The organism is Sphingobium sp. BYY-5, from assembly GCF_022758885.1.
GTDB lineage: Bacteria > Pseudomonadota > Alphaproteobacteria > Sphingomonadales > Sphingomonadaceae > Sphingobium.
On the sequence record NZ_JALEBH010000001.1, the window covers coordinates 2620824 to 2646792 of the forward strand.

At 65.7% G+C, this 25969-nt stretch carries 25 protein-coding genes; 14 read left to right on the forward strand and 11 right to left on the reverse strand.

Annotation, left to right across the window (positions count from 1 at the left end; translation table 11 throughout):
• Window positions 1-105 precede the first annotated feature (105 nt).
• From MOK15_RS12595 to MOK15_RS12625, 7 genes are all read left to right on the forward strand, one after another.
• Complete coding sequence (locus MOK15_RS12595) at window positions 106-2979, forward strand: pitrilysin family protein (RefSeq protein ID WP_242931927.1); 2874 nt, start codon at window positions 106-108, stop codon at window positions 2977-2979.
• A gap of 28 nt (window positions 2980-3007) precedes the next feature.
• Window positions 3008-3310 carry a hypothetical protein gene (locus tag MOK15_RS12600; RefSeq protein ID WP_242931928.1) on the forward strand — a complete coding sequence of 101 codons (303 nt, stop codon included), beginning with the start codon at window positions 3008-3010 and terminating at the stop codon, window positions 3308-3310.
• A gap of 145 nt (window positions 3311-3455) precedes the next feature.
• The gene (locus MOK15_RS12605; RefSeq protein WP_242931929.1) at window positions 3456-3905 is read left to right on the forward strand and encodes a MarR family transcriptional regulator; all 450 of its coding nucleotides are present in this window, start codon (window positions 3456-3458) and stop codon (window positions 3903-3905) included.
• A 2-nt stretch (window positions 3906-3907) separates the two neighbouring features.
• Window positions 3908-5968, forward strand: a complete 2061-nt coding sequence (locus MOK15_RS12610; protein ID WP_242932742.1) for an FUSC family protein — start codon at window positions 3908-3910, stop codon at window positions 5966-5968.
• Window positions 5965-6180 (forward strand): DUF1656 domain-containing protein, encoded by a 216-nt coding sequence (locus tag MOK15_RS12615; RefSeq protein ID WP_242931930.1) that lies wholly within the window; start codon window positions 5965-5967, stop codon window positions 6178-6180. Before MOK15_RS12610 ends, MOK15_RS12615 begins: the two co-directional genes overlap by 4 nt.
• Complete coding sequence (locus MOK15_RS12620; protein ID WP_242931931.1) at window positions 6177-7094, forward strand: efflux RND transporter periplasmic adaptor subunit; 918 nt, start codon at window positions 6177-6179, stop codon at window positions 7092-7094. The genes MOK15_RS12615 and MOK15_RS12620 overlap by 4 nt, the downstream gene beginning before the upstream one ends.
• Window positions 7087-8487, forward strand: a complete 1401-nt coding sequence (locus MOK15_RS12625; protein ID WP_242931932.1) for an efflux transporter outer membrane subunit — start codon at window positions 7087-7089, stop codon at window positions 8485-8487. The genes MOK15_RS12620 and MOK15_RS12625 overlap by 8 nt, the downstream gene beginning before the upstream one ends.
• An 88-nt stretch (window positions 8488-8575) precedes the next feature.
• Here MOK15_RS12625 and MOK15_RS12630 read toward each other — a convergent pair whose 3' ends face one another.
• The 10 genes from MOK15_RS12630 to MOK15_RS12675 form a co-directional block, all read right to left on the reverse strand.
• A complete protein-coding gene (locus MOK15_RS12630; protein WP_242931933.1) occupies window positions 8576-9526 on the reverse strand; it encodes a glycoside hydrolase family 43 protein in 951 nt (316 codons plus the stop codon).
• Window positions 9526-10281, reverse strand: a complete 756-nt coding sequence (gene kduD / locus MOK15_RS12635) for a 2-dehydro-3-deoxy-D-gluconate 5-dehydrogenase KduD (RefSeq protein WP_242931934.1) — start codon at window positions 10279-10281, stop codon at window positions 9526-9528. The genes MOK15_RS12630 and kduD overlap by 1 nt, the downstream gene beginning before the upstream one ends.
• 181 nt (window positions 10282-10462) lie before the next feature.
• On the reverse strand, window positions 10463-11296 hold the full coding sequence (gene kduI, locus MOK15_RS12640) for a 5-dehydro-4-deoxy-D-glucuronate isomerase (protein ID WP_242931935.1): 834 nt from the start codon (window positions 11294-11296) through the stop codon (window positions 10463-10465).
• Window positions 11297-11395: 99 nt separating this feature from the next.
• Window positions 11396-12004 (reverse strand): LUD domain-containing protein, encoded by a 609-nt coding sequence (locus MOK15_RS12645; protein ID WP_242931936.1) that lies wholly within the window; start codon window positions 12002-12004, stop codon window positions 11396-11398.
• Entirely contained in the window at window positions 12001-13422 is a 1422-nt protein-coding gene (locus MOK15_RS12650; RefSeq protein ID WP_242931937.1) for a lactate utilization protein B, read from the reverse strand. Before MOK15_RS12650 ends, MOK15_RS12645 begins: the two co-directional genes overlap by 4 nt.
• Entirely contained in the window at window positions 13419-14174 is a 756-nt protein-coding gene (locus tag MOK15_RS12655; RefSeq protein WP_242931938.1) for a (Fe-S)-binding protein, read from the reverse strand. Before MOK15_RS12655 ends, MOK15_RS12650 begins: the two co-directional genes overlap by 4 nt.
• Window positions 14171-15145, reverse strand: a complete 975-nt coding sequence (locus MOK15_RS12660) for an alpha/beta hydrolase (protein WP_242931939.1) — start codon at window positions 15143-15145, stop codon at window positions 14171-14173. The genes MOK15_RS12655 and MOK15_RS12660 overlap by 4 nt, the downstream gene beginning before the upstream one ends.
• The gene (locus MOK15_RS12665) at window positions 15142-15948 is read right to left on the reverse strand and encodes a rhamnogalacturonan acetylesterase (protein ID WP_242931940.1); all 807 of its coding nucleotides are present in this window, start codon (window positions 15946-15948) and stop codon (window positions 15142-15144) included. Before MOK15_RS12665 ends, MOK15_RS12660 begins: the two co-directional genes overlap by 4 nt.
• 72 nt (window positions 15949-16020) lie before the next feature.
• Window positions 16021-16785 carry an SDR family NAD(P)-dependent oxidoreductase gene (locus MOK15_RS12670; RefSeq protein ID WP_242931941.1) on the reverse strand — a complete coding sequence of 255 codons (765 nt, stop codon included), beginning with the start codon at window positions 16783-16785 and terminating at the stop codon, window positions 16021-16023.
• A gap of 213 nt (window positions 16786-16998) precedes the next feature.
• Window positions 16999-17808 carry an IclR family transcriptional regulator gene (locus MOK15_RS12675; RefSeq protein ID WP_242931942.1) on the reverse strand — a complete coding sequence of 270 codons (810 nt, stop codon included), beginning with the start codon at window positions 17806-17808 and terminating at the stop codon, window positions 16999-17001.
• Window positions 17809-18044: 236 nt separating this feature from the next.
• Between MOK15_RS12675 and rhmD the strand changes: the two genes are divergently transcribed.
• The 7 genes from rhmD to MOK15_RS12710 all read left to right on the forward strand — a co-directional run bounded on the left by rhmD (window position 18045) and on the right by MOK15_RS12710 (window position 24912).
• Window positions 18045-19229 carry an L-rhamnonate dehydratase gene (rhmD, locus tag MOK15_RS12680; RefSeq protein ID WP_242932743.1) on the forward strand — a complete coding sequence of 395 codons (1185 nt, stop codon included), beginning with the start codon at window positions 18045-18047 and terminating at the stop codon, window positions 19227-19229.
• Between the two features lie 23 nt (window positions 19230-19252).
• Window positions 19253-20110 (forward strand): fumarylacetoacetate hydrolase family protein, encoded by an 858-nt coding sequence (locus MOK15_RS12685; protein WP_242931943.1) that lies wholly within the window; start codon window positions 19253-19255, stop codon window positions 20108-20110.
• Window positions 20107-20856: an SDR family NAD(P)-dependent oxidoreductase gene (locus MOK15_RS12690; protein ID WP_242931944.1), complete on the forward strand. Its 750-nt coding sequence runs from the start codon at window positions 20107-20109 to the stop codon at window positions 20854-20856. The genes MOK15_RS12685 and MOK15_RS12690 overlap by 4 nt, the downstream gene beginning before the upstream one ends.
• A gap of 247 nt (window positions 20857-21103) precedes the next feature.
• Entirely contained in the window at window positions 21104-22006 is a 903-nt protein-coding gene (locus tag MOK15_RS12695) for an amidohydrolase family protein (protein ID WP_242931945.1), read from the forward strand.
• Window positions 22003-23067: an L-rhamnose/proton symporter RhaT gene (gene rhaT / locus MOK15_RS12700; protein WP_242931946.1), complete on the forward strand. Its 1065-nt coding sequence runs from the start codon at window positions 22003-22005 to the stop codon at window positions 23065-23067. The genes MOK15_RS12695 and rhaT overlap by 4 nt, the downstream gene beginning before the upstream one ends.
• Window positions 23067-24107, forward strand: a complete 1041-nt coding sequence (locus MOK15_RS12705; protein ID WP_242931947.1) for a glycoside hydrolase family 43 protein — start codon at window positions 23067-23069, stop codon at window positions 24105-24107. Before rhaT ends, MOK15_RS12705 begins: the two co-directional genes overlap by 1 nt.
• A complete protein-coding gene (locus tag MOK15_RS12710) occupies window positions 24094-24912 on the forward strand; it encodes an alpha/beta hydrolase (protein ID WP_242931948.1) in 819 nt (272 codons plus the stop codon). The genes MOK15_RS12705 and MOK15_RS12710 overlap by 14 nt, the downstream gene beginning before the upstream one ends.
• Window positions 24913-24916: 4 nt before the next feature.
• Here the strand turns inward: MOK15_RS12710 and MOK15_RS12715 are convergent, their stop codons facing one another.
• Complete coding sequence (locus tag MOK15_RS12715) at window positions 24917-25969, reverse strand: LacI family DNA-binding transcriptional regulator (RefSeq protein ID WP_242931949.1); 1053 nt, start codon at window positions 25967-25969, stop codon at window positions 24917-24919.

Here is a 25969-nt window from a genome sequence, read left to right on the forward strand (position 1 = left end):
CGAACGCTCTTGTATATTGCGCCTCTACCACGCCCCGCTATGGTGCGGGTCATCGCGGCGCATATCCTTGGCCGCACGGTCCGTAGCTCTTGCCAGAGGCCTTTCATGATCCTTTCCCCTTTGTCGCGCCGGCTGCCCCTGCTGATCGGCCTGTCCGCGCTTGCCCTGACGCCGATGACCCAGGCGATGGCCCAGACCGGGTCCGCCACGCAGAGCGCGGCGCCTGCGCCGCTTTCCAGCCTCGTGTCGAAGGTAGATATTCCCTATGAGGAGTTCCGGCTGCCCAACGGCCTGCGCGTCATCGTCCACACCGACCGCAAGGCGCCGGTGGTGGCGGTGTCGGTCTGGTATCATGTCGGGTCGCGCTATGAGCCGGCGGGCAAGACCGGCTTTGCCCATCTGTTCGAACATCTGATGTTCTATGGCTCGGAAAATGCCGATGGGCCTTTCTTCGGGCGGCTGGAGGATATCGGCGCGACCGACTGGAACGGCACGACCTGGTTCGATCGCACCAATTATTTCGAGACGGTGCCGACCGGTGCGCTCGACCGGGCGCTGTTCCTGGAATCCGACCGTATGGGCCATCTGCTGGGCGCGGTGACGCAGACCAAGCTCGACGCCCAGCGCAGCGTTGTCCAGAATGAAAAGCGCATGGGCGAGAATGAGCCCTATGGCCTGGTCGAATATGCGCAGCTTGCCGCTTTGCTGCCGGAGGGGCATCCCTATCATCATTCGACCATCGGTTCGATGGCGGACCTGAACGCCGCAAGCCTGGCCGACGTCCAGAACTGGTTCAAGACCCATTATGGCCCCAACAATGCCGTGCTGGTGCTGGCCGGGGATATCGACGTCGTCACGGCCAGGGCGAAGGTGGGCAAGTGGTTCGGCAATATCCCCGCCGGCCCCGCGCCCAAGGATGTGGACGCGACCGTGCCGACCCTGGCCAAGGATGCCGAGGTGGCGATGCACGACAATGTCGCGGCGACCCGCCTCTATCGCAACTGGGTGGTGCCGGGTGTCAATTCGGCCGACCTGCCGCAACTTGACCTTGCCATGACCGTGTTCGGCGGTCTTGGTTCCTCCCGCCTCGACAATGCGCTGGTGCGCGACGAGAAGGTGGCGGTCGGGGTCAAGGCCAGCATCCAGCCTTTCGAGAAACTGAGCTTCGCGGAGATCACCGTCGATGTGAAGCCGGGGGCAGACCCGGTGGCGGTGGGCAAGCGGCTGGACCAGTTGCTGGCCGATTACCTCGCCAAGGGACCGACCGCCGATGAGGTGCTGCGCGCCGCGACGCAGCAGGCGTCGGGCACGATTTCGGGGCTGGAGAAGGTCGGCGGTTTTTCGGGCAAGGCGGTGACGCTGGCCGAGGGCGCGGTCTATTCCGACGATCCGGGCAAATATAAGAAGGATCTGGCCGTCTATGCCGCCGCGACGCCGCAGACGGTGGCGGCGGTCGCCCGCAAATGGCTGGGCCGGCCGGTGCTGCGCCTGACCGTCGCGCCGGGCGAGCGGACGGCGGCCGACAATGCGCTGGCCGGTAATGCAACCCACAAGCCTGCCTATTTCCGCAATCCCGATGCAGCCGCGCCCGCCGCTGCGACCCCGCCCGCGCCGACCAAGATCGCCGAACCGCCGATCGAGCCGGTCAAGGATCTGGTCTTTCCGGCTATCGAACATGCCACGCTGAAGAACGGCATTCCGGTCGTCTTCGCGCGCCGGACGGCGGTGCCGACCGTGCGCGTCTCGGTCGCCTTCGATGCGGGCAACGCCGCCGACGACAAGGCGAAGCTGGGCACGGCGGGCCTGACCACAGCGCTGCTGGATGAAGGCACGACGACCCGGTCGTCGGTGCAGATCGCCGAGGAGCAGGAGCGGCTGGGCGCATCGATCAGCGCGGGCAACAGCATGGATCGCACCAATGTCGGCCTGTTCGCGCTCAAGCCCAATCTCGACGCCTCGCTGGGCCTGCTGGCTGACGTGATCCGCAACCCCGCCTTCGCCCCGGCCGAGGTGGAGCGGCTGCGCGGGCAGGTGCTGACCCGCATCGCGGCGGAAAAGACCGAACCGATGGCGATCGCCCAGCGGATGCTGCCGCCGCTCCTTTATGGCCAGATGCATCCCTATGGCATCCCCTTCACCGGGTCGGGCACCGAAGCGGGCGTCAAGGCGGTGACGCGCGCCGACCTTATCACGTTTCATGACAAGTGGCTGCGGCCGGACAATGCGACCATCTTCGTCGCGGGCGACACGACGCTGGCCGATTTGCTGCCGCTGCTGGAAAAGCGGTTCGGCGACTGGCAGGCGCCCGCTGCGGCGAAGGGGGCCAAGCTCTTCCGCATGGATCGGATGATGCGTCCTGCGCGCATCGTGCTGGTCGACAAGCCGCAAAGCCCGCAGTCGATGATCCTGGCCGGGCTGCTGACCAACAAGGCGGGGACCGACAATCCGGTGACGCTGTCGACCGCGAATGAAGTGCTGGGCGGCAGCAGTTCCTCGCGCCTCATCATGGACCTGCGCGAGACGAAGGGCTGGGCCTATTATGCCGGCACCGCGCTGCCCGGCGTCAAGGAGACGATCCCGCTGCTGGTCTATGCCCCGGTGCAGACCGACAAGACCGGCGAATCGATCATCGCCGCGCGCAAGGACATCAGCGAGTTCCTGACCAGCAAGGGCACGACCGAGGCGGAGCGCAACCAGACTATCAACAGCCAGATACTGTCGCTGCCCGGCAGCTTCGAAACCTCGTCCGACCTGCTGACGGCGATGATGCGCAATAATCTGATCGGCCGGCCCGACGATTATTATGAGACGCTGCCCAAGACCTACCGCGCCATGACCGCGGCTGACCTGGACAAGGCAGCGCGCGAGGCGATCAATCCCGACCGGCTGATCTGGGTCGTGGTGGGCGATGCGAAACTGGTGCGGCCGCAGCTTGACGCGGTGGGCTTGCCGGTGGAAATGGGCACATTGGCTGATTGACGCCAACGTAAAGTTAAGGAGACAGGATATGGCTGCAGTGGATGGCGCCTATGATTGCGTGGCGAAGACGCCGATGGGCGACCAGAAGGGTGTGTTCACCGTCATCAGCAGCGGCGACCGGTTCAACGGCACCTTCGCCGGCATGATGGGGTCGCTGGACGTGATCGACGGCAAGGTCGACGGCGCCAGGCTGAGCTGGAAGATGGACATGACCATGCCCATGCCGATGACGCTGGAATGCGAAGCGGATGTGGCGGGCGACGCCATCACCGGCACGATGCAACTGGGCGCGTTTGGGGCTTCGGCCTTTACCGGGACGCGACGGGCGTAAAGGACGACATTCCAACCTCCGTTCGTTTCGAGTGAAGTCGAGAAACGAACGGAGGGAATGGCCCTTCCCAAATCGGGAAGTGCTACAGCGATGCGTACAGCTACATGCGCATTGACAATATTCATTAGTTAGCTATCTAATAAGAATGCCCCTTGCAGAGTCGAAGCGCGCGCTGGCGCATAAAATGGCGCCGGTCGCCCGGAACTGGCGGCAACTGGCCGACAGCATGTTGGCCGAGTTTGGCGTGTCGAACAGCGCGGGTTGGTGCCTGATCCATATCGATCGCATCGGTCCGGACGTGCGCCAGGCGGAACTGGCCGATTCGCTCGACATCAGCCAGCCGTCGCTGGTCCGCACGCTCGACCAGTTGCAGGCGGCGGGTCTGGTCGGCCGCTCGCCCCATCCCGAAGACAAGCGATCCAACATCATCGCGCTGACGCCTGCCGGACAGGAACTGGTCGGTCAGATCGAGGACAAGCTCGGGGCGCTGCGTGCCGACCTGCTGCGCGATGTTCCCGACGAGGCGATCGAGATCATGGTCGAGTTGCTCGACCTGCTCGGCCGCCGGATCGCCGAACGGCGGAGCCGGACGTGACGCTGCGCCTGCTCAGCGAAAAGCTTGGTGTCCCCGCCGCGCTCTTTTCCCTGAAATGCCTCGTTGCGGCGATGCTGGCGCTGTTCGTCGCGTTCAGTATCGGGCTGGAACGGCCCTATTGGGCGTTCCTGACCAGCTATATCGTCGCCCAGCCCATGGCCGGCGCGGTGATTTCCAAGGCGTTGTTCCGTATCGTCGGCACCTTTGTCGGCGCGATGTTTGCGGTCGCCATCGTGCCGCCGCTGGTCAATGCGCCCGAACTGCTCTCGCTTGCCATGGCGTCATGGCTGGGATTGAGCGTCTTCGTGTCGCTGCTCGACCGCACGCCGCGATCCTATATGTTCGTGCTGGCGGGCTATACCGCCTGCCTGATCGTCTTTCCCGACGTCGACACGCCGCAGACCGTCTTCACCGTCGCCTCGCTGCGCGTGCAGGAAATATTGATCGGCATCCTGTCGGGCGCTCTGGTGCATGGCATCATCCTGCCCGGATCGATCACCGGCGTGCTGCTGGGCCGGGTGGAGGCGATATTGCGCGATGCCGAACGCTGGTCGCGCGACGCCATCGCGATCGATCCGGTGCAGGGATTGGACGCCGAGCGCCGCCGTCTGGCGCAGGATGTCACCGAACTGCACCAGATGTCGGTCCATCTGCCCTTCGACATCAGCCGCCTCGCGCCCCGCGTCCGCACCGTGCGCGCGTTGCAGGACCAGTTGTCGCTGCTGCTGCAGCTGGGTGCGGCGGTGGAGGATCGGCTGGCGCAGCTCAAGGCTGCCAATCGCGGTGTCGTGCCGCGACGGGTCGAGAGGCTGATCGCCGATGTGCGGCTGTGGCTGGACACGCCGGTTGTCGACAATGGGGTGCGCGCGGAAAAGGCGCAGGCCCTGATCGATCGCTGCGTCGCGCTGGAGCCGGTGGTGCGCACCGGCATGGGCTGGCGCGATATGATGCGGCTCAGCCTCTATGCCCGGCTTGCCACGCTTATCGCGGTGCATCGCGACTGCCGCGACCTGTGCGACCAGATGGCGATCCATAGCCGCGCCGCCGTGACGCCCCGCGTCGCCGAACTGCTGGAGGGACGCCGCAACCGCGAACTGCACCGCGACTATGCCGGGGCGGCGCGCGGCGCCTTCGCCGCCTTCACGACCGTGGCCGTCGGCTGCGCGCTGTGGATCGGCAGCGGGTGGAAGGATGGCAGCACGGCGGTCATGCTGGCCGGCGTCTTCCTGGCGCTGTTTTCGGCATCGGACAATCCGCTGGCCCCGCTCAAGGGGTTCATGATCGGCACCATTGCCGCTTCAGCGCTGGGCGCTGTCTATGGCTATGCGATCATGCCCCGGCTGGATGGCTTTGCGATGCTGGCCATGGCCTATGCGCCGATGCTGCTGATATTGGGCGCGATGATGGCGTCGCCCCGCTGGATGGGGATTGCGCTGCCGACCCTGTTGGGGCTGGGCAGCCCGGTGCTGCTGTCCGACCATTATGTCAGCGCCTTTGGCGCCTACATCAACGGCGCGGTGGCGCAGATCGTGGGCATCTGGTTCGCGATCATCATGGCCGGGCTGCTCCAGTCGGCGGGCGTCGAGCGGGCGATCCGCAGGACCGTGCGTGCGGGCTGGACGGATATCGCCAATCGCGCGACATTGATGTCGCCGCCGGACGTGCGCGGCTGGATCAACCGGATGCTCGACCGGATCGCCTTGCTCGCGCCGCGCCTGGCCGCCACGCGCCGGGACAGCGGCAAGCCGCTCTACGACGCGCTGCGCGACCTGCGTACCGGCGTGGCGATCGGCGAGTTGCGGCAATTGCGGCTGGATCTGCCGCTTGATGAAGGCGCGCCGCTGGCCGATGTGCTGGGGGGCGTAAGCGCCCATTATCGCCGGCTGGACCCCGATGCGCCGCAAGCCGCCGATCCCGCCCTGCTCCAGCATATCGACGCGGCGATCGACGATCTGGCGGCCAATCCCGGTGCCGCGATCCGCCGTGAAGCGGTGCTGGGGCTGGTCAGCCTGCGCCGCAACCTGTTCCCGGAGGCGCAAGGCTATCGGAGGGCCGCCGCATGACCGGAGAAATCGCATTTGGGGGCGTCTTCGTGCCGACGCTGTTATTGCTCGCGCTGGTGGCGCTGGTCCTGGCCTGGGTCGTGACCCGGCTGATCGGTGCGGCGGGCCTCTATCGTTTCCTCGCCTATCGGGCGGCCGTCGACCTCAGTATCTTCATACTGATCCTCGGCGGACTCGCCCTCCTCGTCCCTGCCCTTGGAATCCGTCTATGAACCGCCTCACCAATTCAAAGCTTTTCGGGGGGCTGATCCGCAGCGCCGCCACCATCATCCTCGTCATCGCGGCTGCGCTCGTCGCGATCTGGATGTGGAACCATTATGAGCGCAGCCCCTGGACTCGCGACGGGCGCGTGCGGGCCGATGTGGTGCGGGTGACGCCTGATATCAGCGGCCTCGTCACATCGGTCGCGGTGCATGACAATCAGGTAGTGAAGGCGGGCGACCTGCTGTTCGTCATCGATACGCCGCGCTATGCGCTGGCGCTGGAGCAGGCGGAGGCGCAGATCGCCAGTGCGCAGGCGACGCTGGGGCAGGCGCGGCGTGAGGCGAAGCGCGACACGGCATTGGGCGATCTGGTGGCGGCCGAGACGCATGAGCAGAATCTGGCCAAGGTGGAGACGGCACAGGCGGCGCTGGCCGAAGCCTATAGCGGGCGCGACGCCGCCGCACTCAACCTCAAGCGGACGAAGATCGTCGCGTCGGTCAATGGCGTTGTCACCAATCTGGACCTGCATCCGGGCGACTATGTCGGCGCGGGCAGCCAGGCGATGGCACTGATCGACAGCGACTCCCTGCGGGTGGAGGGCTATTTCGAGGAAACCAAGCTGCCTTTGATCTGCATCGGCGCGCCGGTGACGGTGCGGCTGATGGGCGAGGCGCAGGATGTCCATGGCCGGGTTGAAAGCATCGCCTATGGCATCAATGACGACAGCCGCAGCAATTCGGGCAACCTGTTGCCCTCGGTCGAGCCGACCTTCTCCTGGGTACGACTGGCCCAGCGCATCCCGGTGCGGGTGAAGCTGGAGAAGGTGCCGGCGGGGCTGCGCCTGATTTCCGGCCGGACGGCCACGGTGACGGTGCAGCCGGCGACGAAGGACGCCAGGCCGGGGGAATGCCGCCATGGGTAAGGGCGTCTGGACGCCGTTGCTGGCGCTGGGCCTGGCCGCCTGCGCCACTGCCGGGCCGGACTATCGTCCGCCCGCACAGTCGGCCGCGACCGCGTCGGGGGCGACGGGGGCCTTCCATTCGGCGCAGGGCGCGCAGTTCAGCCAGGCGAAACTGCCCGACCATTGGTGGCGGCTCTATGCCGACCCGAAGCTGGATGCGCTGGTCGAGCAGGCGCTGACCGCCAATGCCGACCTGCGCGCCGCCGACGCCAATCTGGAGCGGGCGCAGGCGGTGTTGCAGGAGGCGCAGGCGGGGCGGACGATCAGCACGTCGGTCAGCGGCGGCGAGACGTTGTCGCGGCCATCGGGCGTGGCGCAGCATCTGCCTGGAACGATCGGCTATGACCTGGGCCTGAGCGCCGCCTATCCGCTCGACCTCAACGGCCGGATCAAGCGTGCAATCGAGGCAAGCGGGGCGGATGTCGAGGCGGTGACGGCGGCGCGCGACTATGTGCGGGTGAGCATCGCGGCCGCGACGGCGCAGGCCTATGCGCAGGTCTGCGCGGCCAATTACAACCTCGCCATCAACCGCAAGGTGGTGGCGTTGCAGCGCGATACGCTGGATGCGACGCGGCGGCTGGCGAAGGGTGGGCGCGGCACGGCCTTCGACGTGAGCCGGGCGCAGGCGGCGGTGGACAGCAGCGCGGCGGCGCTCCCGGCCTTCGACGCGCAGCGGCAGAATGCGCTCTACCTGCTCGCCACCCTGCTGGGCCGCCCGCCCGCCGATTACCCGCGCGAGGTAGAAAGTTGCGCCGCGCTACCGACGCTCGGCCAGCCCCTGCCGGTGGGGGATGGCGCTACGCTGATTCGGCGGCGGCCCGACATCCGTCAGGCGGAGCGGACGATCGCGGGCGACACTGCCCGGCTGGGCGTGGCGACGGCGGACCTCTATCCGCAGGTCAGCATCGGCGGGTCGGTGGGGCTGACCGGGCCGCTCAAGGATTTCGGATCGGGATCGGCCTTCGGTTTCAGCCTGGGGCCGCTACTGAGCTGGAGCTTCCCCAACCGGCCGGTGGTACGGGCACGGATCGCGCAGGCCGACGCGCAGGTGAAGGCCGACCTCGCCAGCTTCGACGCGGCGGTGCTGGAGGCATTGCGCCAGACTGAGACGGCGCTCGAAACCTATCGCCGCAATGCGGAGCAGGCGGCGGCGCTCGACCGGGCGCGTCATAGCGCAAGCGTGTCGGCGGGCCAGGCGGGCAAGCTGTTCCGCTTCGGGCGTGGCGACTTCCTCTCGCTGCTTGACGCGCAGCGCAGCCTGGCCGGTGCGGAGGCTTCCGCTGCGGCGGCGCGGGCGCAACTGGTGCAGGATCAGATCGCCATCTTCCTCGCGCTGGGCGGGGGCTGGAACTGATCTTCCACCTCCGTTCGCTTCGAGCGAAGTCGAGAAGCGGCCAACGCTGTGCCACCGTTTCTCGACACGCTCGAAACGAACGGAGATTTTACGCGATCGCATCGACCAGAGCGTGGGGAACGCGCAGTAAGGAACCGTGGCGGGCGCCCGGCGGCATGGTCAGGCGGGCGCTGACATCCTCCCACGTCACCATGTCGCGAGTCATGGCCGCGCCCCAGCGGCCTTCCTTATAGACATCATAATAGCAGACCAGCGCGTCGCCGATACGCGCGGTCATCGGGCCTTCGACCCAGGCGGGGGAGAAGGGTTTCGACAGCGGGCCGAAGGGGCCGGTGGGGCCGTCCGCCTTTGCGACTTGAAGCCATTTGCGCGGGGGCGCGACCGTTTCGTCCTTGACGATGAGGTAGAGGCCACCTTCCGGGGCATGGGCGAAGGTGCCGTCGATCACGCTGAAGCCGGGATCGTAGAGCGGCTCGGGCTTTGAGAAGCGCTCGAAATCGGCCGTGCTGGTGCGCCAGAGGCGATGATTATAGCCAGCTTCGGACGTGCCGGCACTTTCGGTGAAGCGGCCGGTGACGGTGCTGGACCAGAAGATTTCGTAACGGCCCGTGCGGGGATCGTGGATCGCTTCAGGCGCCCAGCAATTGCGGGTGCCGGGGACGTCCTGCATCACCGGGATCGCCTTCTGCCCGGACCAGTGGATCAGGTCGGCGCTGGTGGCATGGCCGATGGTCACACCTTCCCAGGCGGTGGTCCAGAGGAGGTGATAGACCTGCCCGTCGTGGAAGAGGAAGGGGTCGCGCAGCAGTTTCTTTTCGCCGACCTCCGGGACCAGCAGGCTGCGGCCGCCCGCCAGTGTGCGGAAGGTGAAGCCGTCCTCGCTGACCGCGAGTTTGAGGCCGTCCGCCTCGCCCTTCTTGCCGGTGGAGAAATAGGCGAAGACCAGGGGGTCGTCGCTGCGCGTCGTCCGGCCGGTGGCGCAGGCGGCAAGGCTCAGCGCGCCTAGGCCGAAGGTGAAGTCGCGGCGTTTCATGCTCATCACCGCGCGAGCCACCCGCCATCGACGGGTAGGGTGTGGCCATGGATATAGGTGGCGGCATTGGACGCCAGGAAGACGGCGGCCCCGCCGATGTCGCCTGGGTCGCCCCATCGGCCGGCGGGGATGCGTTCCTGGATCTGGCGGTTGCGGGTCTCGTCGGCCTGGAGCGCTGCGGTGTTGTTGGTGGCGATATAGCCCGGCGCGATCGCGTTGACGTTGACGCCCCTGGCCGCCCACTCGTTCGCCAGCAGCTTGGTCAGGCCCGCCACGCCGCTCTTCGACGCGGTGTAGCTGGGTACGCGGATGCCGCCCTGGAAGGACAGCAGGGAGGCGATGTTGATGATCTTGCCCGAACCTTGGCGCAGCATGTGCCGCCCCGCCGCCTGGCAGAGGAAGAAGACGGTCTTGAGATTGGTGTCGATCACCGCGTCCCAGTCCGCCTCGGTAAAGTCCACGCTGTCGGCGCGGCGGATGATCCCGGCATTGTTAATGAGGATATCGAGCCGTCCGAACGTCGCCAGCGTCTCATCCACGACGCGCTGGACCGGTTCGATGCTGGAGAGGTCGGCCGAGACGATCTGTGCCTTCCTCCCAAGCGCGCGGACCTGATCGACGCTATCCTGCGCGGGCGTGCGGCCCACTGCGGCGATATCCGCGCCCGCCGCGGCCAGCGACAGCGCGATCGCCTGGCCAATGCCGGTATTGGCGCCGGTGACGATCGCCACCTTTCCAGTGAGGTCGAAGGGGGTGGTCATCTTGCTTCTCTCCAAGAACATGCCTGTTGTGCATCCTCCCCTGGTAGGGGAGGTGGCAGGGCGAAGGCCTGACGGAGGGGTGTCACCCTATCGATAGGGGGGACACCCCTCCACCACTTCGTGGTCCCCTTCAGCAGAGTCACGTGCCTCTGCTGAACCTTACAGGGGAGGATTAAAGGCTTCAGCGCAACTGGCAGATGTCGAGGACATTCATGTCGGTATAATCCAGATTCTCGCCGCCCATCGCCCAGATGAAGGCGTAGCTCTTGGTGCCCGATCCCATATGCACCGACCAGGGGGGCGAGATCACCGCTTCCTCATTCTCGATGACGATGTGACGCATGGCGTCCGGCTCGCCCATATAATGGAAGACGCGGTCGCCGCCCTGAAGGTCGAAATAGAGATAGATCTCGCTGCGCCGGTCGTGGAGGTGCGGGGGCATGGTGTTCCACACGCTGCCGGTCTCCAGCACAGTGAGGCCCATCAGCAGTTGCGCGCTCTCGCACACGCCGGGGATGACGAGCTGGTAGATGGTGCGGTGGTTACTGTTGCTGAGGTCGCCGCGCTCCAGCGGATTGGCCTCACCCAGCGTGATCTTCTTGATCGGGAACGCCTTATGCGCGGGCAGCGAGGCGATGTAGAAGCGCGCCTCGGCCCCTTCGAAGATCACCTCCTTCGTGCCCATGGGCACATAGAGGCATTCCTTGTTGCCGATCTCATAGCGCGCGCCATCGACGATGATCGCGCCCGGCCCGCCGATATTGACGATCCCCGCCTCGCGCCGCTCCAGGAAGGGATGACCCGCCGCCGACGCCGGCTCGCTCTGGTCGGGCAGCCTGATGCTGCCGCCCGCCGGCACCGCGCCGCCGATCACGAAACGCTCATTGTGCGAATAGTTCAGCACGACCTGCCCATCCACGAACATGCCGCCCACCAGATAACGATCCCGCAAACTCTCATTGTCCACGCAATCCATCATCTCTGGATGCGTCGCATGATAGGTCTTCTCAAACACAGGAATCTCCCTAAAGGCTTTGCTATGCTTATAGCGTCCCGGATCAGGAAAGTAAGTCTATATTCCCGCAATGTGGAATTAAGTTCCGGAATGCGGTAGCTATTCCCGCAGCAGAATGATGTGCAGAAAGCGCGGGCCATGGGCGCCGCGCACATAGGTGCCCTCGATATCGGTCGTGCCCGAAACCCCTGTAATCCAGTAATGGGCGCGGGGCTGAGGGCCGGGCAGCGGCGCGTCCTCCAGATAGGGCATAATATCCCTGACCGCCAGCAGCACGATATGGTGTAGCGCCAGAAAATTGGGCAGCATCGGTGCGTGCGGTGCGGTTTCGAAGACCAGCGATCCGGTTTCGGCAATGCCCAGCCTTGCAATGGCGAGAGCGGCGGCTTCGTTCGGCGCGGCGGACTCGTGGAGGGTGAAGCTGCTCCAGTCGCATGTCGTCAGGCGCGGGTCGGGCGGCAGGCAGAGGATCAGGGGCTCGCCCTGTCCGTCCAGATAACGGGCGACGGCGGCGGGCAGCTCCGCGATGCTGTCGATCATGTCATGGCTGGCGCTGACGCTGGGGAGGGCGAGGCGGGCGAGAAATTCCGCTTCCAGCGTGCTGCCGTCCAGCGCCGGGCGCTCAGGCGCGATCAGCAGGGCGTCGGCTTCCGCCTTGTCGGGGGCGGAGCCTGTGAGGCGGGCGAGAATCGTGTCGCGGGCGCTCATTTGCGCCGCTCCTTGCGATATTGGGTCATGAAGGTCTGGGGCGCGGGTTTGGGCATGTCGCGATGGCGGGTCCAGCCGCCCGCGAGCGGCAGCGTGCCGATCCAGCCCTTCTTCCCCAGCAACCGCATGGCGCGGACGGCGATGCCGGTGCCGAGGCGATACAGACTCGGACGGCGCGCGACGAAGGCCCAGAGGCCAAGGCCCCAGCGCATGGACGTCGGCTCCAGCCCCTCGCGCCAGCTTTTCTCGCGCCAGCCGCGCAGTAGCGTGGGGAGTGGAATGCGAACCGGGCAGACTTCCTGGCATTTGCCGTTCAGTGTGCAGGCGTTGGGCAGGTCGCGGCTTTGCTTGAGGCCGTCGAGAACCGGGGTCAGCACAGCCCCCATCGGCCCCGGATAGGTGCCGCCATAGGCATGGCCGCCAATCTGGCGGAAGACGACGCAATGGTTCATGCACGCGCCGCAACGGATGCAGCGCAGCATCTCCGCCAATCCTTCCTCGCGCATTTTCGTGCGGCCATTGTCGACCAGGACGATATGCATCTCCTCCGGCCCGTCGCGGTCGCCGGGGCGTTTGGGGCCGGTGTAGAAGGTCGTATATTGGGTCAGCGCCGCGCCGGTGGCAGATCGCGCCAGCATCCGCAGCATATGGATGGCGTGTGGCATCGACGGCACGATCTTCTCGATCCCCGCCGTCACGATATGGACGCGCGGGGGGACGAGCGAGAGTTCGGCATTGCCTTCATTGGTGACGGTGCAGACGGCGCCCGTATCCGCGATCAGGAAATTAGCGCCGGATATGCCCACGTCCGCACCCAGCATCCGGGATCGCAATTCCCGCCGGGCGCTTTCGGCCATGGCGGCGATGCTTTCTTCCTGGTGCGGGGTGCGATGCTTCGCCTTGAAGAGGGCCGACACCTGCTCCCGCGTCTTGTGCATCGCGGGCCAGATGATGTGGGAAGGGCGTTCGTCCGCCAACTGGATGATATGTTCGGCAAGGTCCGTCTCGACCCGGCCGATCCCGGCTTCGGCCAAGGCATGGGGCAGACCGATTTCTTCGCCCAGCATGGATTTGGAGCGGGCCACGCTCTTCGCGTTCGCCGCCTTGCAGATGTCGATGACGATCTTGCAGGCTTCGTCGGCGGTGCTGGCCCAATGGACCTTGGCTCCGGCGGCGACGGCGTTAGCCTCGAACTCTTCCAGATACGCGCCCAGATGGGCGATCCCATGATCCTTGATCGCAGCGGCACGGGTGCGCGCGGCCTCGAAATCGGGGAAGGCGGAAACGGCGACGGTGCGCTTGGCTTCGGCAGTGCCGGCGGTGCGCTCTACCGCGATTTTCAGGATGGGGTCGCCCAAGGCGGCGTCGGCGCGTTCCTTGAAGCTCGCCGTGCCGGCGGGGGCCGTAAAGCCGCTCATGCCTCTTCCCCGATGGCAGGGCCGTCGCCCATGCCGGCGATCAGTTCGATGGCGTGATAGGCGCGGACTTTGGATCCGTTGCGGTTCAGCTTGCCTGCCATGTTCATCAGGCAGCCCAGGTCGCCCGCCAGCAGCAGGTCGGCGCCGGTGGCGTCGATCGCATCGGCTTTCTCCCCGACGATGGCGTTGGAGATGGACGGATATTTGACGCAGAAAGTGCCGCCGAAGCCGCAGCAGGTTTCCTCGCCTTGCAATGGAGCGAAGGTCAGGCCGTCGATATTCTTCAGCAACCGACGCGGCTGGGCTTTGATGCCCAGCTCGCGCAGCCCCGAACAACTGTCATGATAGGTGGCTTTGGCGTCGACGGTCACGCCTTCGGGCTTCCAGCCGCAGACCTGATCGAGATAGGTCATGATTTCCCAGGTCTTGGCCGCCACCGCCTGCGCGCGGGGGAGCCATAGGGGATCATGTTCGAAGATTTCGGGATAATGGCAGCGGATCGTCCCCGCGCAGGAGCCGGAGGGGACGACGATCGCTTCATAGGGTTCGAGCGCTTCGATCGTCTGCTTCGCCAATGCGGCGGCATGATCGCGGTCGCCGCTGTTGAGCGCAGGCTGGCCGCAGCAGGTCTGCCCTTCAGGCACCACCACGTCGCATCCCGCCGCCTCCAGCGCGCGAATCGCGGCGAAGCCGATGCGCGGGCGCATCAGGTCGACCAGGCAGGTGACGAACAGGGCGACGTGTCGAGTCATGCGCCGTGGCGCTTCGCGAAGGCGAGGAAGAGGTCGGGCCAGGGGGCGGAGGCTTCGGCCTGCGCGGTGATGCCGAAACCATGGCCGCCGGTTTCGAACAAATGGCATTCGGCCGGGATATTCCTGGCCTTGAGCGCGCTCAGCATGGCGACGCTGTTCTGGAACGGCACCACCTTGTCGTTGAGCGCGTGGGCGAGGAAGGCGGGCGGCGCGGTGTCGCTGACATTCTGGTCGAGCGAGTAAGCGTGCATCCGTTCGGGCGTAGGGTCGGGGCCGAGCAACTGGGTCCGCGATCCGGTATGAGCAAACGGCCCCTCCATCTGGATGACCGGATACATATAGGCGGCGACGGCGGCCTTGACCGGTTCGCGGTCGGCGGCGTCCACCGGACTGTAGCTTTCGGCGGTGCGGGTCGTCAGCCATGCGGCGAGGTGGCCGCCGGCGGAGAAACCGATGACGCCGATGCGGTCGGGATCGAACCGCTCGCGCGGGGCGAAGCTGCGGATCAGGCGCAGCGCGCGCTGGGCGTCCTGTAGCGGCGCTTCCGGCCCCGCGGCCCAGCCGTCGCCGGGCAGGCGGTAGAGCAGGACGAAGCAGACATAGCCGGCCTGCGCGAAGCGGCGGGCGATGCTGTAGCCTTCATGGCCGATGGCGACGCGGCTGTAGCCGCCGCCGGGGATCAGCATCATCGCTGCGCCATTGGACCGCGATCCAACGGCTTGGGGACGCAATATGGTGAGGGTGGGCGTGACGATATGCGCGAACACGCCGTCATCCGGGCCGCTGTCGGGGCGGCGGAGGGTTTCGACCTCCTGTACGGTGACATGCTCGCCGCCGGGTGCCTTGCCGGGCCAGATCGGGATACGCTCGAAACCCTGGGGGATGGGGAAGCTTTGCGCCATGGCGGCAGGGGCGAGGGCGGCGGTCGCGGCGGCTCCGGCCAATAGCGTGCGGCGGTCGATCAGGGTCATTGGCAGCTCGTCTTTCCCAGCGGCGTGGTGCGGGTGAGGGCGGGGCGCTGGTCAAGCACCTTGACGGAAATGGGGAGGTTGAGGGATTTGAGGCCGCCCGCCACCAGATTCGCGACATTGCGGGCGCCCAGTTCGCTGAAATGGGTGTCGTCCTTCACGCCCTTGGGAAAGCCGGGGGCGTGATCTTCGGGGCGGTAGTGCAGGAAATAGGCCTTGGACGCTTCGGTTCCAGCCCGGTCGACCCAGGCGCGGGAAAGGGATTCCAGGTCGATCAGCGGTGTGTGGGTGCTGGCTGCCAGTTCGCGCATCACGGCGGAATAGGCGGCGAAGTCGGCCTTGGCCTTGCCGTCCGGGCCGAAGCTGCGACGGGCGACGGGGGTGACGAGGACCGGGGTGCCGCCCGCGGTGCGCACGTCCCAGATGAAGCGCAGCAGGTTGTTGCGATAGTCGGTCTGCGCCGGCGCCCAGCGTTCGGGCTTGGCGCGGTTGGCGTCATTATGGCCGAACTGGATCAGCACCGTATCGCCGGGGGTGACTTCGCCCAGCAGCTTTTCCCAGCGGCCTTCGGAAAGGAAGGTGCGGGTGGAGCGGCCCCCCATGGCGTGATTGCTCACCCTGACTTCGGGCGAGAGTCCGCATGACAGCATCATGCCCCAGCCGGTCTGGGGATAGTTGCCGGACCTGTAATTGGCGGCGGTGGAATCGCTCGCGATCAGGATCGTATCGCCCGGCTGGGTGGCGAAAGCGGGCAGCGGGGCGAGCAGGGCGGCGAGGACTGCTGCGACTTTGGGGATGATCCTCATGGGTGGCTTTCTGTTTCGTCCCATTTTCCGTCATCCCGCCTTCGCGGGAATGACGGTGGTAGGGGCGGGTTCTTATTGCAGATTCACATACATGCCGCCATCTACCAGCAGCGCGGCGCCTGTGACATAGGCCGCCATGTCGGACGCAAGGAAAACGATCGGCCCGGCCAGATCCTCCGGCTGGCCCAGGCGGCCCAGCGGCGTGCGGCTTTCCATATATTGGCGCTTCTCGACATCGGCCAGATCGTCCTTGTTGATCTCGGTCAGGATGGTGCCGGGCAGGACGCTGTTGCAGCGTATGCCATGCTTGCCGAGCGCGATGGCCGTGGACTGCATCAGCGAATGCACGCCCGCCTTGGTCGGGGTATAATGGGTCTGATACTCGCCGCCGACCAGGGCTGAGATGGAGGAGACGGCGACGATCGATCCGCCATGCCCCTGTTTCACCATCTGCTGGGCGGCGGCCTGCACCATATAATAGGCGCCGTGCAGGTTGACGCGAAAGGTGCGTTCCACCGTCTCGACCGGCATGTCGAGGAAGGCGTGGAAGGGGCAGATGCCCGCATTGCTGACCATCACGTCGACCTTACCGAAGGCGTCCACCGCGCGTGCCACGAAATCCTGCGCGGTCTGCGGATCGGCGACGTCGCCCTTCACCGCGATGGCGCGCTGGCCCAGCGCCTCGATCGCCGCGACGCAGCTTTGCGCGGGGCCGTCGCTGTTGGCGTAGTTGAGGGCGACATCGGCGCCATGCTGGGCCGCGCCGATAGCGGCGGCGCGGCCGATGCCGGTCGACGCACCGGTGACGAGGACGGTCTTGCCTTCAAGCAGCTTCATGGGTCAGGCTTTCCTTGGTTTGACGATTTTTGGGTAAGAGGGAACGGTCATCCTCCCCTGGCAGGGGAGGTGGATGGCCGCAGGCCAGCCGGAGGGGTGTCTCGCTCTCGATAGGGTGACACCCCTCCACCGGCTTCGCCGGTCCCCTTCAGCAGAGTCACGTGCCTCTGCTCAACCTTGCAGGGGAGGATTTGGTTTGCGTATGTCACCACCCTAGCGCCGCACCGGGCGGCGGGGTGGTTTGACGCCGGGGGTCCAGCCCAGATCGGCGCTGATCCTGTGCGCAGTGTCGCGGACATCGGTGCTGAGTGTCTGCATCCGGTCGTCAGCCATATATTGGGCGGCGCTCGACAGGCTGATGGCGGCGATGATCGCGCCCGATGCGTCGCGGATCGGCGCGGCGACGCACCGGATCTGGTCCTCATTCTCTTCCAGATCGAAGGACCGGCCCGCCGCCGTATAGCCGCGCATCCGCTCCAGCCATGTCTCATAGGCGATGGGATGGGTGCCGGCGGCCTGGTCGGCATCGAACAGGCGGTGCCAATTGGCTTCGAGATCGTCGAGCAGCAGCGCCTTGCCCAGGCCCGTGGAGGTCAGCGGATGACGGTCGCCGATTCGGCTGGAAATCTCCACGCGGCGGCGGCCGGGAATCTTGTCGAGATAAAGCGCCTGATCGCCGTCCAGCCGTCCCAGATGCACCACATCCTCGCTGGCGGCGGCGAGCGCTTCCAGATGCGGTCGGGCGATCTGCACCACGTCCGCTTGCGCCTGCGCCAGGAAACCCAGTTGCAGCAGTTTCGGCCCCAGTTGATAGCCTTCGCGCGGCAGGAAAGTCAGGAAACCGCGCTCCACCAGCGCATTGGCCAGGCGGTGCGTGGTCGACCGGGTCAGGCCCATCCGATCCGACAGGTCGGCGAGCTTCACCGGTCCGTCGATCACCTGGTCCAGCAGATCCAGCCCCCGTTGCAGGGTTTGCGACCCCGACGCCTTGGCCGGGTCCGTCTTCTCCGGAGCCTTCGACATTTCCTCTCTTGCTCCCGATTCTGGGTTTGACGAATTTTGTCTCATCTACTAACACTCTATCCCACAAAATGAGAAAAACAAGGGGTGAAGGAGAGGCCGACATGATAGTTTGTGATCGCGCCAGATCCCTACTCCCCGCCATTATACTGCGAGTTTGACCATATATTGGAAGTATTTGCCGCTGTTTCCCACGATTTGAACAGCGGTCAGGCTCAAGGAGTGAGTGCGTGCCGATCGTGACCTTGCCGAAGATCAAACATGTCCGTGCCTTCACCGTGCGCGGGGGCGGCGCCGACTATCATGACCAGGGCGAAGGCCACTGGATCGACGACCATATCGCGACGCCCATGTCGCGCTATCCCGAATATCGCCAGTCGCGCCAGAGTTTCGGCATCAACGTGCTGGGCACGCTGGTGGTGGAGATCGAGGCGGAGGACGGAACCGTTGGTTTCGCCGTCACGACCGGGGGCGAACCGGCGGCCTATATCGTCGAGAAACACCTCGCCCGCTTCCTCGAAGGCCGTTCGCCCACAGACTATGAGAAGATCTGGGACCAGATGTATTTCTCGACCCAATATTATGGGCGCAAGGGCTTGGTCGTGAACGCCATTTCCGGCGTCGATCTGGCGCTGTGGGACTTGCTCGGCAAGCTGCGGCAGGAGCCGGTCTACCATCTGCTGGGCGGCGCGGTGCGCGACGAACTGCAATTCTACGCCACCGGCGCGCGGCCGGACAAGGCGAAGGAATTCGGCTTCATCGGCGGCAAGATTGCGCTGCACCATGGCCCGGCCGAGGGCGTCGAAGGCCTGAAGAAGAATATCGCCGAACTGGCCGATATGCGGTCGAAGGTCGGCGACGATTTCTGGCTGATGTGGGATTGCTGGATGGCGCTCGACGTCGACTATGCCACCCGCCTCGCCATCGCCGCCCATGACCTTGGCCTCAAATGGATCGAGGAAGCAATCAGCCCGGACGATTATTGGGGCTATGCCGCATTGAAGCGCAACGTGCCCAAGGGGATGCTGGTGACGACCGGCGAGCATGAAGCGACCCGCTGGGGCTTCCGCATGTTGCTGGAAATGGATTGCTGCGACATCATCCAGCCCGATGTCGGCTGGTGCGGCGGCGTCACCGAACTGCTCAAGATCAGCGCGCTGGCCGACGCCCATGGCAAGATGGTCGTGCCGCATGGATCGTCGGTCTACTCCTATCATTTCGTCATCACTCGCCACAATTCGCCCTTCGCCGAGTTCCTGATGATGCATCCGGGGCCGACGGAGGTGGTGCCGATGTTCCACCCCCAATTGCTGGGTGAACCGGTGCCGGAAAATGGCCGCATGAAGGTCAGCGCGCTCGATAAGCCAGGCTTCGGGGTCGATTTGAACCCTGATATCGCGATGCATCGTCCCTATACCCATTGATTGCCTGAAGAGAGAAAAGTCCCATGAAATTCTGCCGTTTTGGCCGGCGTGGCCAGGAAAAGCCCGGTGTCATCGACAGCGAAGGCCAGATTCGCGATCTGTCTGCAGTCGTCCCCGAACTGACGGTTGCGACCCTCGCCACCGCCAGGGGGGTGGATGTGGAAGCGCTCCCGATCGTCGAGGGCGAACCGCGCTACGGCGTGCCGGTCAAGGGTATCGGCAAGATCGTCGCCATCGGCCTCAATTATGAGGATCATGCGATCGAATCGAACCTGCCGATCCCGACCGAGCCGATGATGTTCATGAAGGCGCTCTCGTCGCTCAACGGCCCGAACGATGAAGTGGTGCTGCCGAAAAATTCGACCCATGGCGACTGGGAAGTCGAACTGGGCGTGGTGATCGGCGAAACCTGCCGTTTCGTAAGCGAGGAAGACGCGCTGTCGAAGGTCGCGGGCTATGTGCTGGTCAACGACGTGTCCGAACGTTTCAACCAGAAGCAGCGCGGGACGCAGTGGAGCAAGGGCAAGGGCCATGACACATTCTGCCCGGTCGGCCCCTGGCTGGTGACGGCGGATGAGGTGGGCGATCCCCAGAATCTGGCCATGCATCTGGATATCAACGGCGCGCGGATGCAGACCGGCAATACGAAGACGATGATCTTCAACGTCGCCCAGCTCATTTCCTATGTCAGCGAATATATCACCCTCTATCCCGGCGACCTGATGATTACCGGCACGCCGCCGGGCGTGGGGGAGGGCAAGAAGCCCGATGCCATCTACCTCAAGGCCGGTGACGTCATGGAACTGGGCATCGAAAAGCTGGGTACGCAGAAGCAGACCGTCTCCGCATGGCGCCATCTGGGCGATGAGGTGCTCGGATGAGCGTCTATACCGGACGCTATGAAGGGCGCTGCGCCATCGTCACCGGTGGTGCGTCAGGCCTGGGCAAGCAGGTCGCCGCGCGCATCGTCGCCGAAGGCGGCAAGGTGGCGCTGTGGGATCTCAATCCCGAAGCGCTCGCCGCCACCGCGCAGGACATCGGCGCGACCCATGTGGTTGCGCTCGATGTGTCCGACCAGGCCGCCGTCGTCGCCGCCGCCAAGGAAAGCGCGGCTGCGCTGGGCAAGATCGACGTCCTCATCTGCTCGGCCGGCATCACCGGCGCCACCGCAACGGTGTGGGACTATCCGGTCGATAGCTGGCAGCGGGTGATCGACATCAACCTGAATGGCCTGTTCTACTGCAACCGGGAAGTCGTGCCCTTCCTGCTCGAAAACGGCTATGGCCGGATTGTCAACCTGGCCTCGGTCGCGGGCAAGGAAGGCAATCCCAATGCGTCCGCCTATTCAGCTAGCAAGGCGGGCGTGATCGGCTTCACCAAGAGTCTGGGCAAGGAACTGGCGGGCAAGGGCGTGATCGCCAATGCGCTGACCCCAGCCACTTTCGAAAGCCCGATCCTGGCGCAGCTACCGCAGAGCCAGGTCGATTATATGCGCTCGAAGATACCGATGGGCCGCTTGGGCCTGATCGAGGAATCGGCGGCGATGGTCTGCTTCATGGCCAGCGAGGAGTGCAGCTTCACCACCGCGTCGACATTCGACACGTCGGGCGGCCGCACCACTTTCTGATTATGTTTTGTACGCGATTTCCGAGTCATCAGATGCAGGCATCTGATTAGAAATCGCTTCCGCAAGTCGCGCGGCGCGACCGGCCACCAAGAGCCGGCGCGCTGTAATCTCTCCTCCGTTCGGGCTGAGCCTGTCGAAGCCCCGCACTTTTTGAAGAAAAGAACAGCCCTTCGACAGGCTCAGGGCGAACGGGGATCAGGTTGATCCCGATTTAACGTCTGTGGCTCTGGTTCAGGGGAGAGGAAATATGGTCCCTTTTGTCGATGCCCATATCCATCTGTGGGATCTGAGGCACATCCGCTATGACTGGCTCAGCCCGCCCTTCTCCAACGAGGGGCCGAACGGCAGCGTCGAGGCGATCGCGCGGGATTATGGCGTCGCCGACTATCGCGCCGACCTTGCCCGCTGGAATGTCGTGGGCGCGGTCCATGTCGATGCGGGGGCGGCAGCGGAAAGCGCGCTGCGCGAAACCCAGTGGCTGGACGGCCTGGCCGAAATCGAAGGGCTGCCGACGGGCTTCGTCGCCTTTGCCGCACTGAACGACCCGCAAGTCGATGCGCTGCTGGGCCAGCAGGCCGCTCATCCGCGCGTCAAGGGCATCCGCCATATCGTCAACTGGCACGCCGATCCGGTGCGCACCTATGGCCCGGTCGACCTGACGCTCGATCCGGCATGGCAGGCGGGATATGCGTTGCTGGGCAAGCATGGCCTGTCCTTCGACCTGCAATGCTATCCGGGCCAGATGCCCGGCCTCATGCCGTTGATAGAACGTCATCCCGACATCCCGGTCATCATCAACCATATGGGGATGCCGGTGCTGACCGACCCCGATGGCCTTTCGGACTGGCGCCGGGGCATGAAGGCGCTTGCAGCCCTTCCCCATGTCGCGGTCAAGCTGTCGGGCATGGGTTTCATCCGCCGTGACTGGAGCCGCGAGACGGTGGAGCCGCTGATCCGTGAAACCATCGACCTGTTCGGGACGACACGTTGCGCCTTCGCCAGCGACACGCCGACCGACAAGCTGTTCGGCCCGATCGATCGCTATATGGAAGCCTATCACGCCATCGTCGCCGATTTTTCCGAAGCCGATCGCCGTGCGCTGTTCGCCGGCACCGCCAACCGCCTCTATCGCCTGGGACTTGACCTATGACCCCCAATCCTCTGCTCGGCGTTCTCTTCCACTGGCTGGGCGGCTTCGCCTCGGCCAGCTTCTACGTCCCCTTTCGCGGCGTCAAACGCTGGAACTGGGAAATCTTCTGGCTGACCGGGGGCATTTTTTCCTGGGTGATCGCGCCCTGGTTCTTCGCGTTCATCCAGACGCAGGACCTGATGGGCGTGATGCGCCAGGTGCCCGGCTCCGTCGTCGGCTGGTGCGTGTTCTTCGGCCTCCTCTGGGGCTTTGGCGGCCTGACCTATGGGCTTACCATGCGCTATCTCGGCCTGTCGCTGGGCATGGCGGTGGTGCTGGGCCTGTGCACCGTGTTCGGCACGTTGATCCCGCCCATCTTCGACGGGACGTTCATGACACAGATTGCAGGCACATTGCACGGGCAGATCGTCCTGGCTGGACTGGCCGTCACGGTGCTGGGCATCATCGTCGTGGCGCGGGCCGGCGCCCGCAAGGATGAGGCGCTGTCCCAGGAGCAGAAGGCAGCCGCCGTCGCCGAGTTCGATTTCAGGAAGGGCATTGCCGTCGCCATCTTTTCCGGCATCATGTCGAGCTGCTTCGCCTTCGGCCTGGCGGCGGGCGAGCCGGTCAAGGCGCTGTCGGCCGCCGCCGGCACCGGCCCGCTCTGGACCGGGCTGCCGACGCTGTGCCTCGTCATGTTCGGCGGCCTCATCACCAACGCGCTCTGGTGCGGCTGGCTGATCGTGAAGAACAGATCGGCCGGGCAATGGCTGGGCGCCGCGGACGCATCGGGCAAGCGCCCTGCGTTGCTGCCCAATTTCCTGCTGTGCGCGCTGGCCGGCACCGCCTGGTATTTCCAGTTCTTCTTCTACACGATGGGGGAGAGTCAGATGGGCCGCTTCGGCTTTTCGAGCTGGACGCTGCACATGGCCTCGATCATCATCTTCGGCACCTGCTGGGGCTTCGCCTTCCGGGAATGGAAGGACGCCGCACCCGCCGTCCGCCGCATGGTGTGGAGCGGGGTCGGTTTGCTGATCCTCGCCACCATCATCATCGGTTATGGCAACAGGCTGGCGGTCTGATGGGTAAGCTGCTGGCCGCCCTGCTGCTGGCGCTGGCCGTCCCCGCCGGGGCGGCCGACGCGCCGTTGCTGACCTCCCACCTGCGCATCCATGATCCCTGGGTGGTCGCCGACGATGCGGCCAGGACGTACTGGCTCTTCTCGAAGAATGATCCGGCGGTGACGGGCGACAAGAGGCTGGGCATCATGGCCTATGCCAGCGGCGACCTGGCCCATTGGCAAAGGCCGCGCGTCGTCTTCGCCCTGCCCGAAGGGCATTGGGCCAATGACGGCGGCTGGGCGCCCGAAGTGCATCGCTGGAAGGGTCGCTGGTATCTGTTCGCGACCTTCCACAATGAAGGCGCGGCGATCCCGTCCACGGTCCGGCGCCCGGCCTATCGCCGCGCGACCCTGCTGGCGGTGTCGGACCGGATCGACGGCCCCTATGCCCTGATCCACAAGGGGGAACCGATCACCCCCGCCACCGACATGACGCTGGACGGCACGTTGCATGTCGATGCGGCGGGCAAGCCGTGGATGGTCTATGCCCATGAATGGCTGCAACTGGGCGTCGGCACGATGGAGGCGGTGCCGCTCAAGGACGACCTGTCGCCCGCCGGCCCGCCCAGGCTGCTGTTCCGCGCCAATGAGGCCGACTGGGTCGTGGGCGAGAAGCAGCCCGAAGGCGACAATGGCTATGTCACTGACGGGCCGGAACTGTTCCGCACGAAGACCGGCGCCTTGCTGATGCTCTGGTCGAGCTGGGGCAAGGATGGCTATGTCCAGGCGCAGGCCCGGTCCCGATCGGGGACGCTGGCCGGTCCCTGGGAGCAGCTAGGCCCGCTGGTCGAGCGCGACAGCGGACATGGCATGATCTTTCGCGTCTTTGACGGGCGGCTGATGATGGTGCTGCACCGCCCCTTCAAGCAGGCGTTGGCGAAATTCTACGAGATGCGCGACGCGGGCGACCGGCTCGAAGTGGTGCGCGAGGCGGTGGAACTGGATGGCGAAGCCTATCCGACGCACGGATGCCCGATGGGGGGAACGGATGCTGGCTGCTGATCTGGTCTGGCCGCTGCATGATGCGGCGGCGGGCGCCTTCATGCTGGAGGATGCAGCCGTCGCGCCGGACCAGGCGGTCGTGACGGCCGTCGATCGGCCGGTGCTGCTCGGCTATGCGCCCGACAGGCCCAATGGCCGGGCGATGCTGGTGCTGGGCGGGGGCGGCTATACCGCGCTGATGGCCGGGCGCGAAGGCGTGCAGGTGGCGCGCTGGCTGAATGGGCTTGGCTATCATGCCTTCGTCCTGATCCACCGGTTCCCCGATGCGCGCGCCGGTCCCTCCGCGCCGCTGGACGATGCGCTGGCGGCGATGCGGATGATCCGGGCGAGCGGGCTGGCGACAGAGGGGCTGGGCGTGGTCGGCCTGTCTTCGGGCGGGCATCTCGCCGCCTGCCTGATCGCCACCTATCCGGCCGAATGGGGCAGGGCGGAGCCGCAACGCCCGGATGTGCTGGTGGTGGGCTATGCCCCGATTTCGACCAATGCGCGGGGGCGGACGATCATTCCCGACAAGCCGCCGCTGCCGCCGGTGGAAAAGCAGGCGCTCTATGATGCGCTCCAGCCCGATGCGCAGCTTCTGCCCGATCCGCCGCCGACCTTCATCGTCTATGTCGGTAACGACCCGGTGGTGCCGGTGGACAATGCCCGCCGCCTGTACGGTTCGCTGAACGCGGCTGGCGGCAGCGCGGAACTGCATATTTTCGCCGATGCGCCGCATGGCTTTGCGCTGGATACGGAAGGCCTGCCGGTGTCGATCTGGCCGACCCTGTGTGTGGCCTGGTTGCGACAGGTGGGCTTTCTTTGACGCCTCAATGCCGCGCCGGAACGGCGTCCGACTGGCGGCGGATGAGTTGATAGTCGAGCTTCACCCGGCCGGGCGCTCCTTCCTCCCTACCCTCGTCCTGGTTGCGGAAATAGATGCCCAGTAGGCCGATCGCCTCGCGCGCCATGTCGCGGATCGGCTGACGGATCGTCGTCAGCGCCGGCCAGATCGCGCTCGCCAGCGGCGTATCGTCGAAGCCGCAGATGGTGACGTCCGCCGGCACGTTGATCCGGCGCTGGTGCGCCACGGTGATGGCGGCGGCGGCCATATCGTCATTGCAGGCGAAGATGGCGCTCGGCGGCGTGTCGAGGCTGAGCAACTGTTCCGCCGCGTCCAGCCCTGAGCGATAGGAAAAGTCGCCCGGCACGATCCAGCGTTCGTCCAGCGTGATGCCGCGATCGGCCAGGCAGTCGCGAAAGCCCTGCAACCGTCGGGCGCTGGCGCGGTGGCGGGGATTGCCCTCGATAAAGCCGATCCGTCGATGGCCCAGGTCGATCAGGTGGCGGGTCAGGTCATAGGCGGCGTGCCGGTCATCGGTCCCGACCGACAACATGCCGGCCCCTTCCCGGTCATCGGGCGCGATCGCGACCACGGCAATGTCGCGCGCCTGGAGCTTTTCAACCAGTTCGGGCCAGTCGCACAGCGGCGGCGGCAGGATGACGCCCGCGACATGGGCATGGGCGACCTGATCGACAATCTCCTGCGCGAAGGCGCCGGGCGCGCATTGCTCGACCACCAGATGGAGGTGACGCTGCGGCGCTTCGCCCAGCGCGCCCAGCAGCAGTTCGCCCAGATAGGCGGAGGTGGTGGAGTTGCTGTGCAGCAGGGCGACGCGCCGGTCGGCGCTGCCGGCGAGCGCGCGGGCAGAGGCATTGGGGACATAGGCCAGTTCCGCCACGGCTCGTTCCACCGCCCGTTGCGCCTTGGCGCTGACCAGCGCCTTGCCGTTGATCGCGCGCGATGCGGTCATCACCGACACGCCGGCCCTGGCGGCGACGTCGCGGATCGTGGGGGGCTTCTTCTTCTCGCTTTTGTCCAT

What these genes read in the sequence shown, in the direction of transcription:
- MOK15_RS12595 (WP_242931927.1), top strand. Translation starts at nt 106, where the DNA reads ATGATCCTTTCCCCTTTGTCGCGCCGGCTGCCCCTGCTGATCGGCCTG.
- MOK15_RS12600 (WP_242931928.1), top strand. Translation starts at nt 3,008, where the DNA reads ATGGCTGCAGTGGATGGCGCCTATGATTGCGTGGCGAAGACGCCGATG.
- MOK15_RS12605 (WP_242931929.1), top strand. Translation starts at nt 3,456, where the DNA reads ATGCCCCTTGCAGAGTCGAAGCGCGCGCTGGCGCATAAAATGGCGCCG.
- MOK15_RS12615 (WP_242931930.1), top strand. Translation starts at nt 5,965, where the DNA reads ATGACCGGAGAAATCGCATTTGGGGGCGTCTTCGTGCCGACGCTGTTA.
- MOK15_RS12620 (WP_242931931.1), top strand. Translation starts at nt 6,177, where the DNA reads ATGAACCGCCTCACCAATTCAAAGCTTTTCGGGGGGCTGATCCGCAGC.
- MOK15_RS12625 (WP_242931932.1), top strand. Translation starts at nt 7,087, where the DNA reads ATGGGTAAGGGCGTCTGGACGCCGTTGCTGGCGCTGGGCCTGGCCGCC.
- MOK15_RS12630 (WP_242931933.1), bottom strand. Translation starts at nt 9,526, where the DNA reads ATGAGCATGAAACGCCGCGACTTCACCTTCGGCCTAGGCGCGCTGAGC.
- kduD (WP_242931934.1), bottom strand. Translation starts at nt 10,281, where the DNA reads ATGACCACCCCCTTCGACCTCACTGGAAAGGTGGCGATCGTCACCGGC.
- MOK15_RS12645 (WP_242931936.1), bottom strand. Translation starts at nt 12,004, where the DNA reads ATGAGCGCCCGCGACACGATTCTCGCCCGCCTCACAGGCTCCGCCCCC.
- MOK15_RS12650 (WP_242931937.1), bottom strand. Translation starts at nt 13,422, where the DNA reads ATGAGCGGCTTTACGGCCCCCGCCGGCACGGCGAGCTTCAAGGAACGC.
- MOK15_RS12655 (WP_242931938.1), bottom strand. Translation starts at nt 14,174, where the DNA reads ATGACTCGACACGTCGCCCTGTTCGTCACCTGCCTGGTCGACCTGATG.
- MOK15_RS12660 (WP_242931939.1), bottom strand. Translation starts at nt 15,145, where the DNA reads ATGACCCTGATCGACCGCCGCACGCTATTGGCCGGAGCCGCCGCGACC.
- MOK15_RS12665 (WP_242931940.1), bottom strand. Translation starts at nt 15,948, where the DNA reads ATGAGGATCATCCCCAAAGTCGCAGCAGTCCTCGCCGCCCTGCTCGCC.
- MOK15_RS12670 (WP_242931941.1), bottom strand. Translation starts at nt 16,785, where the DNA reads ATGAAGCTGCTTGAAGGCAAGACCGTCCTCGTCACCGGTGCGTCGACC.
- MOK15_RS12675 (WP_242931942.1), bottom strand. Translation starts at nt 17,808, where the DNA reads ATGTCGAAGGCTCCGGAGAAGACGGACCCGGCCAAGGCGTCGGGGTCG.
- MOK15_RS12685 (WP_242931943.1), top strand. Translation starts at nt 19,253, where the DNA reads ATGAAATTCTGCCGTTTTGGCCGGCGTGGCCAGGAAAAGCCCGGTGTC.
- MOK15_RS12690 (WP_242931944.1), top strand. Translation starts at nt 20,107, where the DNA reads ATGAGCGTCTATACCGGACGCTATGAAGGGCGCTGCGCCATCGTCACC.
- MOK15_RS12695 (WP_242931945.1), top strand. Translation starts at nt 21,104, where the DNA reads ATGGTCCCTTTTGTCGATGCCCATATCCATCTGTGGGATCTGAGGCAC.
- rhaT (WP_242931946.1), top strand. Translation starts at nt 22,003, where the DNA reads ATGACCCCCAATCCTCTGCTCGGCGTTCTCTTCCACTGGCTGGGCGGC.
- MOK15_RS12705 (WP_242931947.1), top strand. Translation starts at nt 23,067, where the DNA reads ATGGGTAAGCTGCTGGCCGCCCTGCTGCTGGCGCTGGCCGTCCCCGCC.
- MOK15_RS12710 (WP_242931948.1), top strand. Translation starts at nt 24,094, where the DNA reads ATGCTGGCTGCTGATCTGGTCTGGCCGCTGCATGATGCGGCGGCGGGC.
- MOK15_RS12715 (WP_242931949.1), bottom strand. Translation starts at nt 25,969, where the DNA reads ATGGACAAAAGCGAGAAGAAGAAGCCCCCCACGATCCGCGACGTCGCC.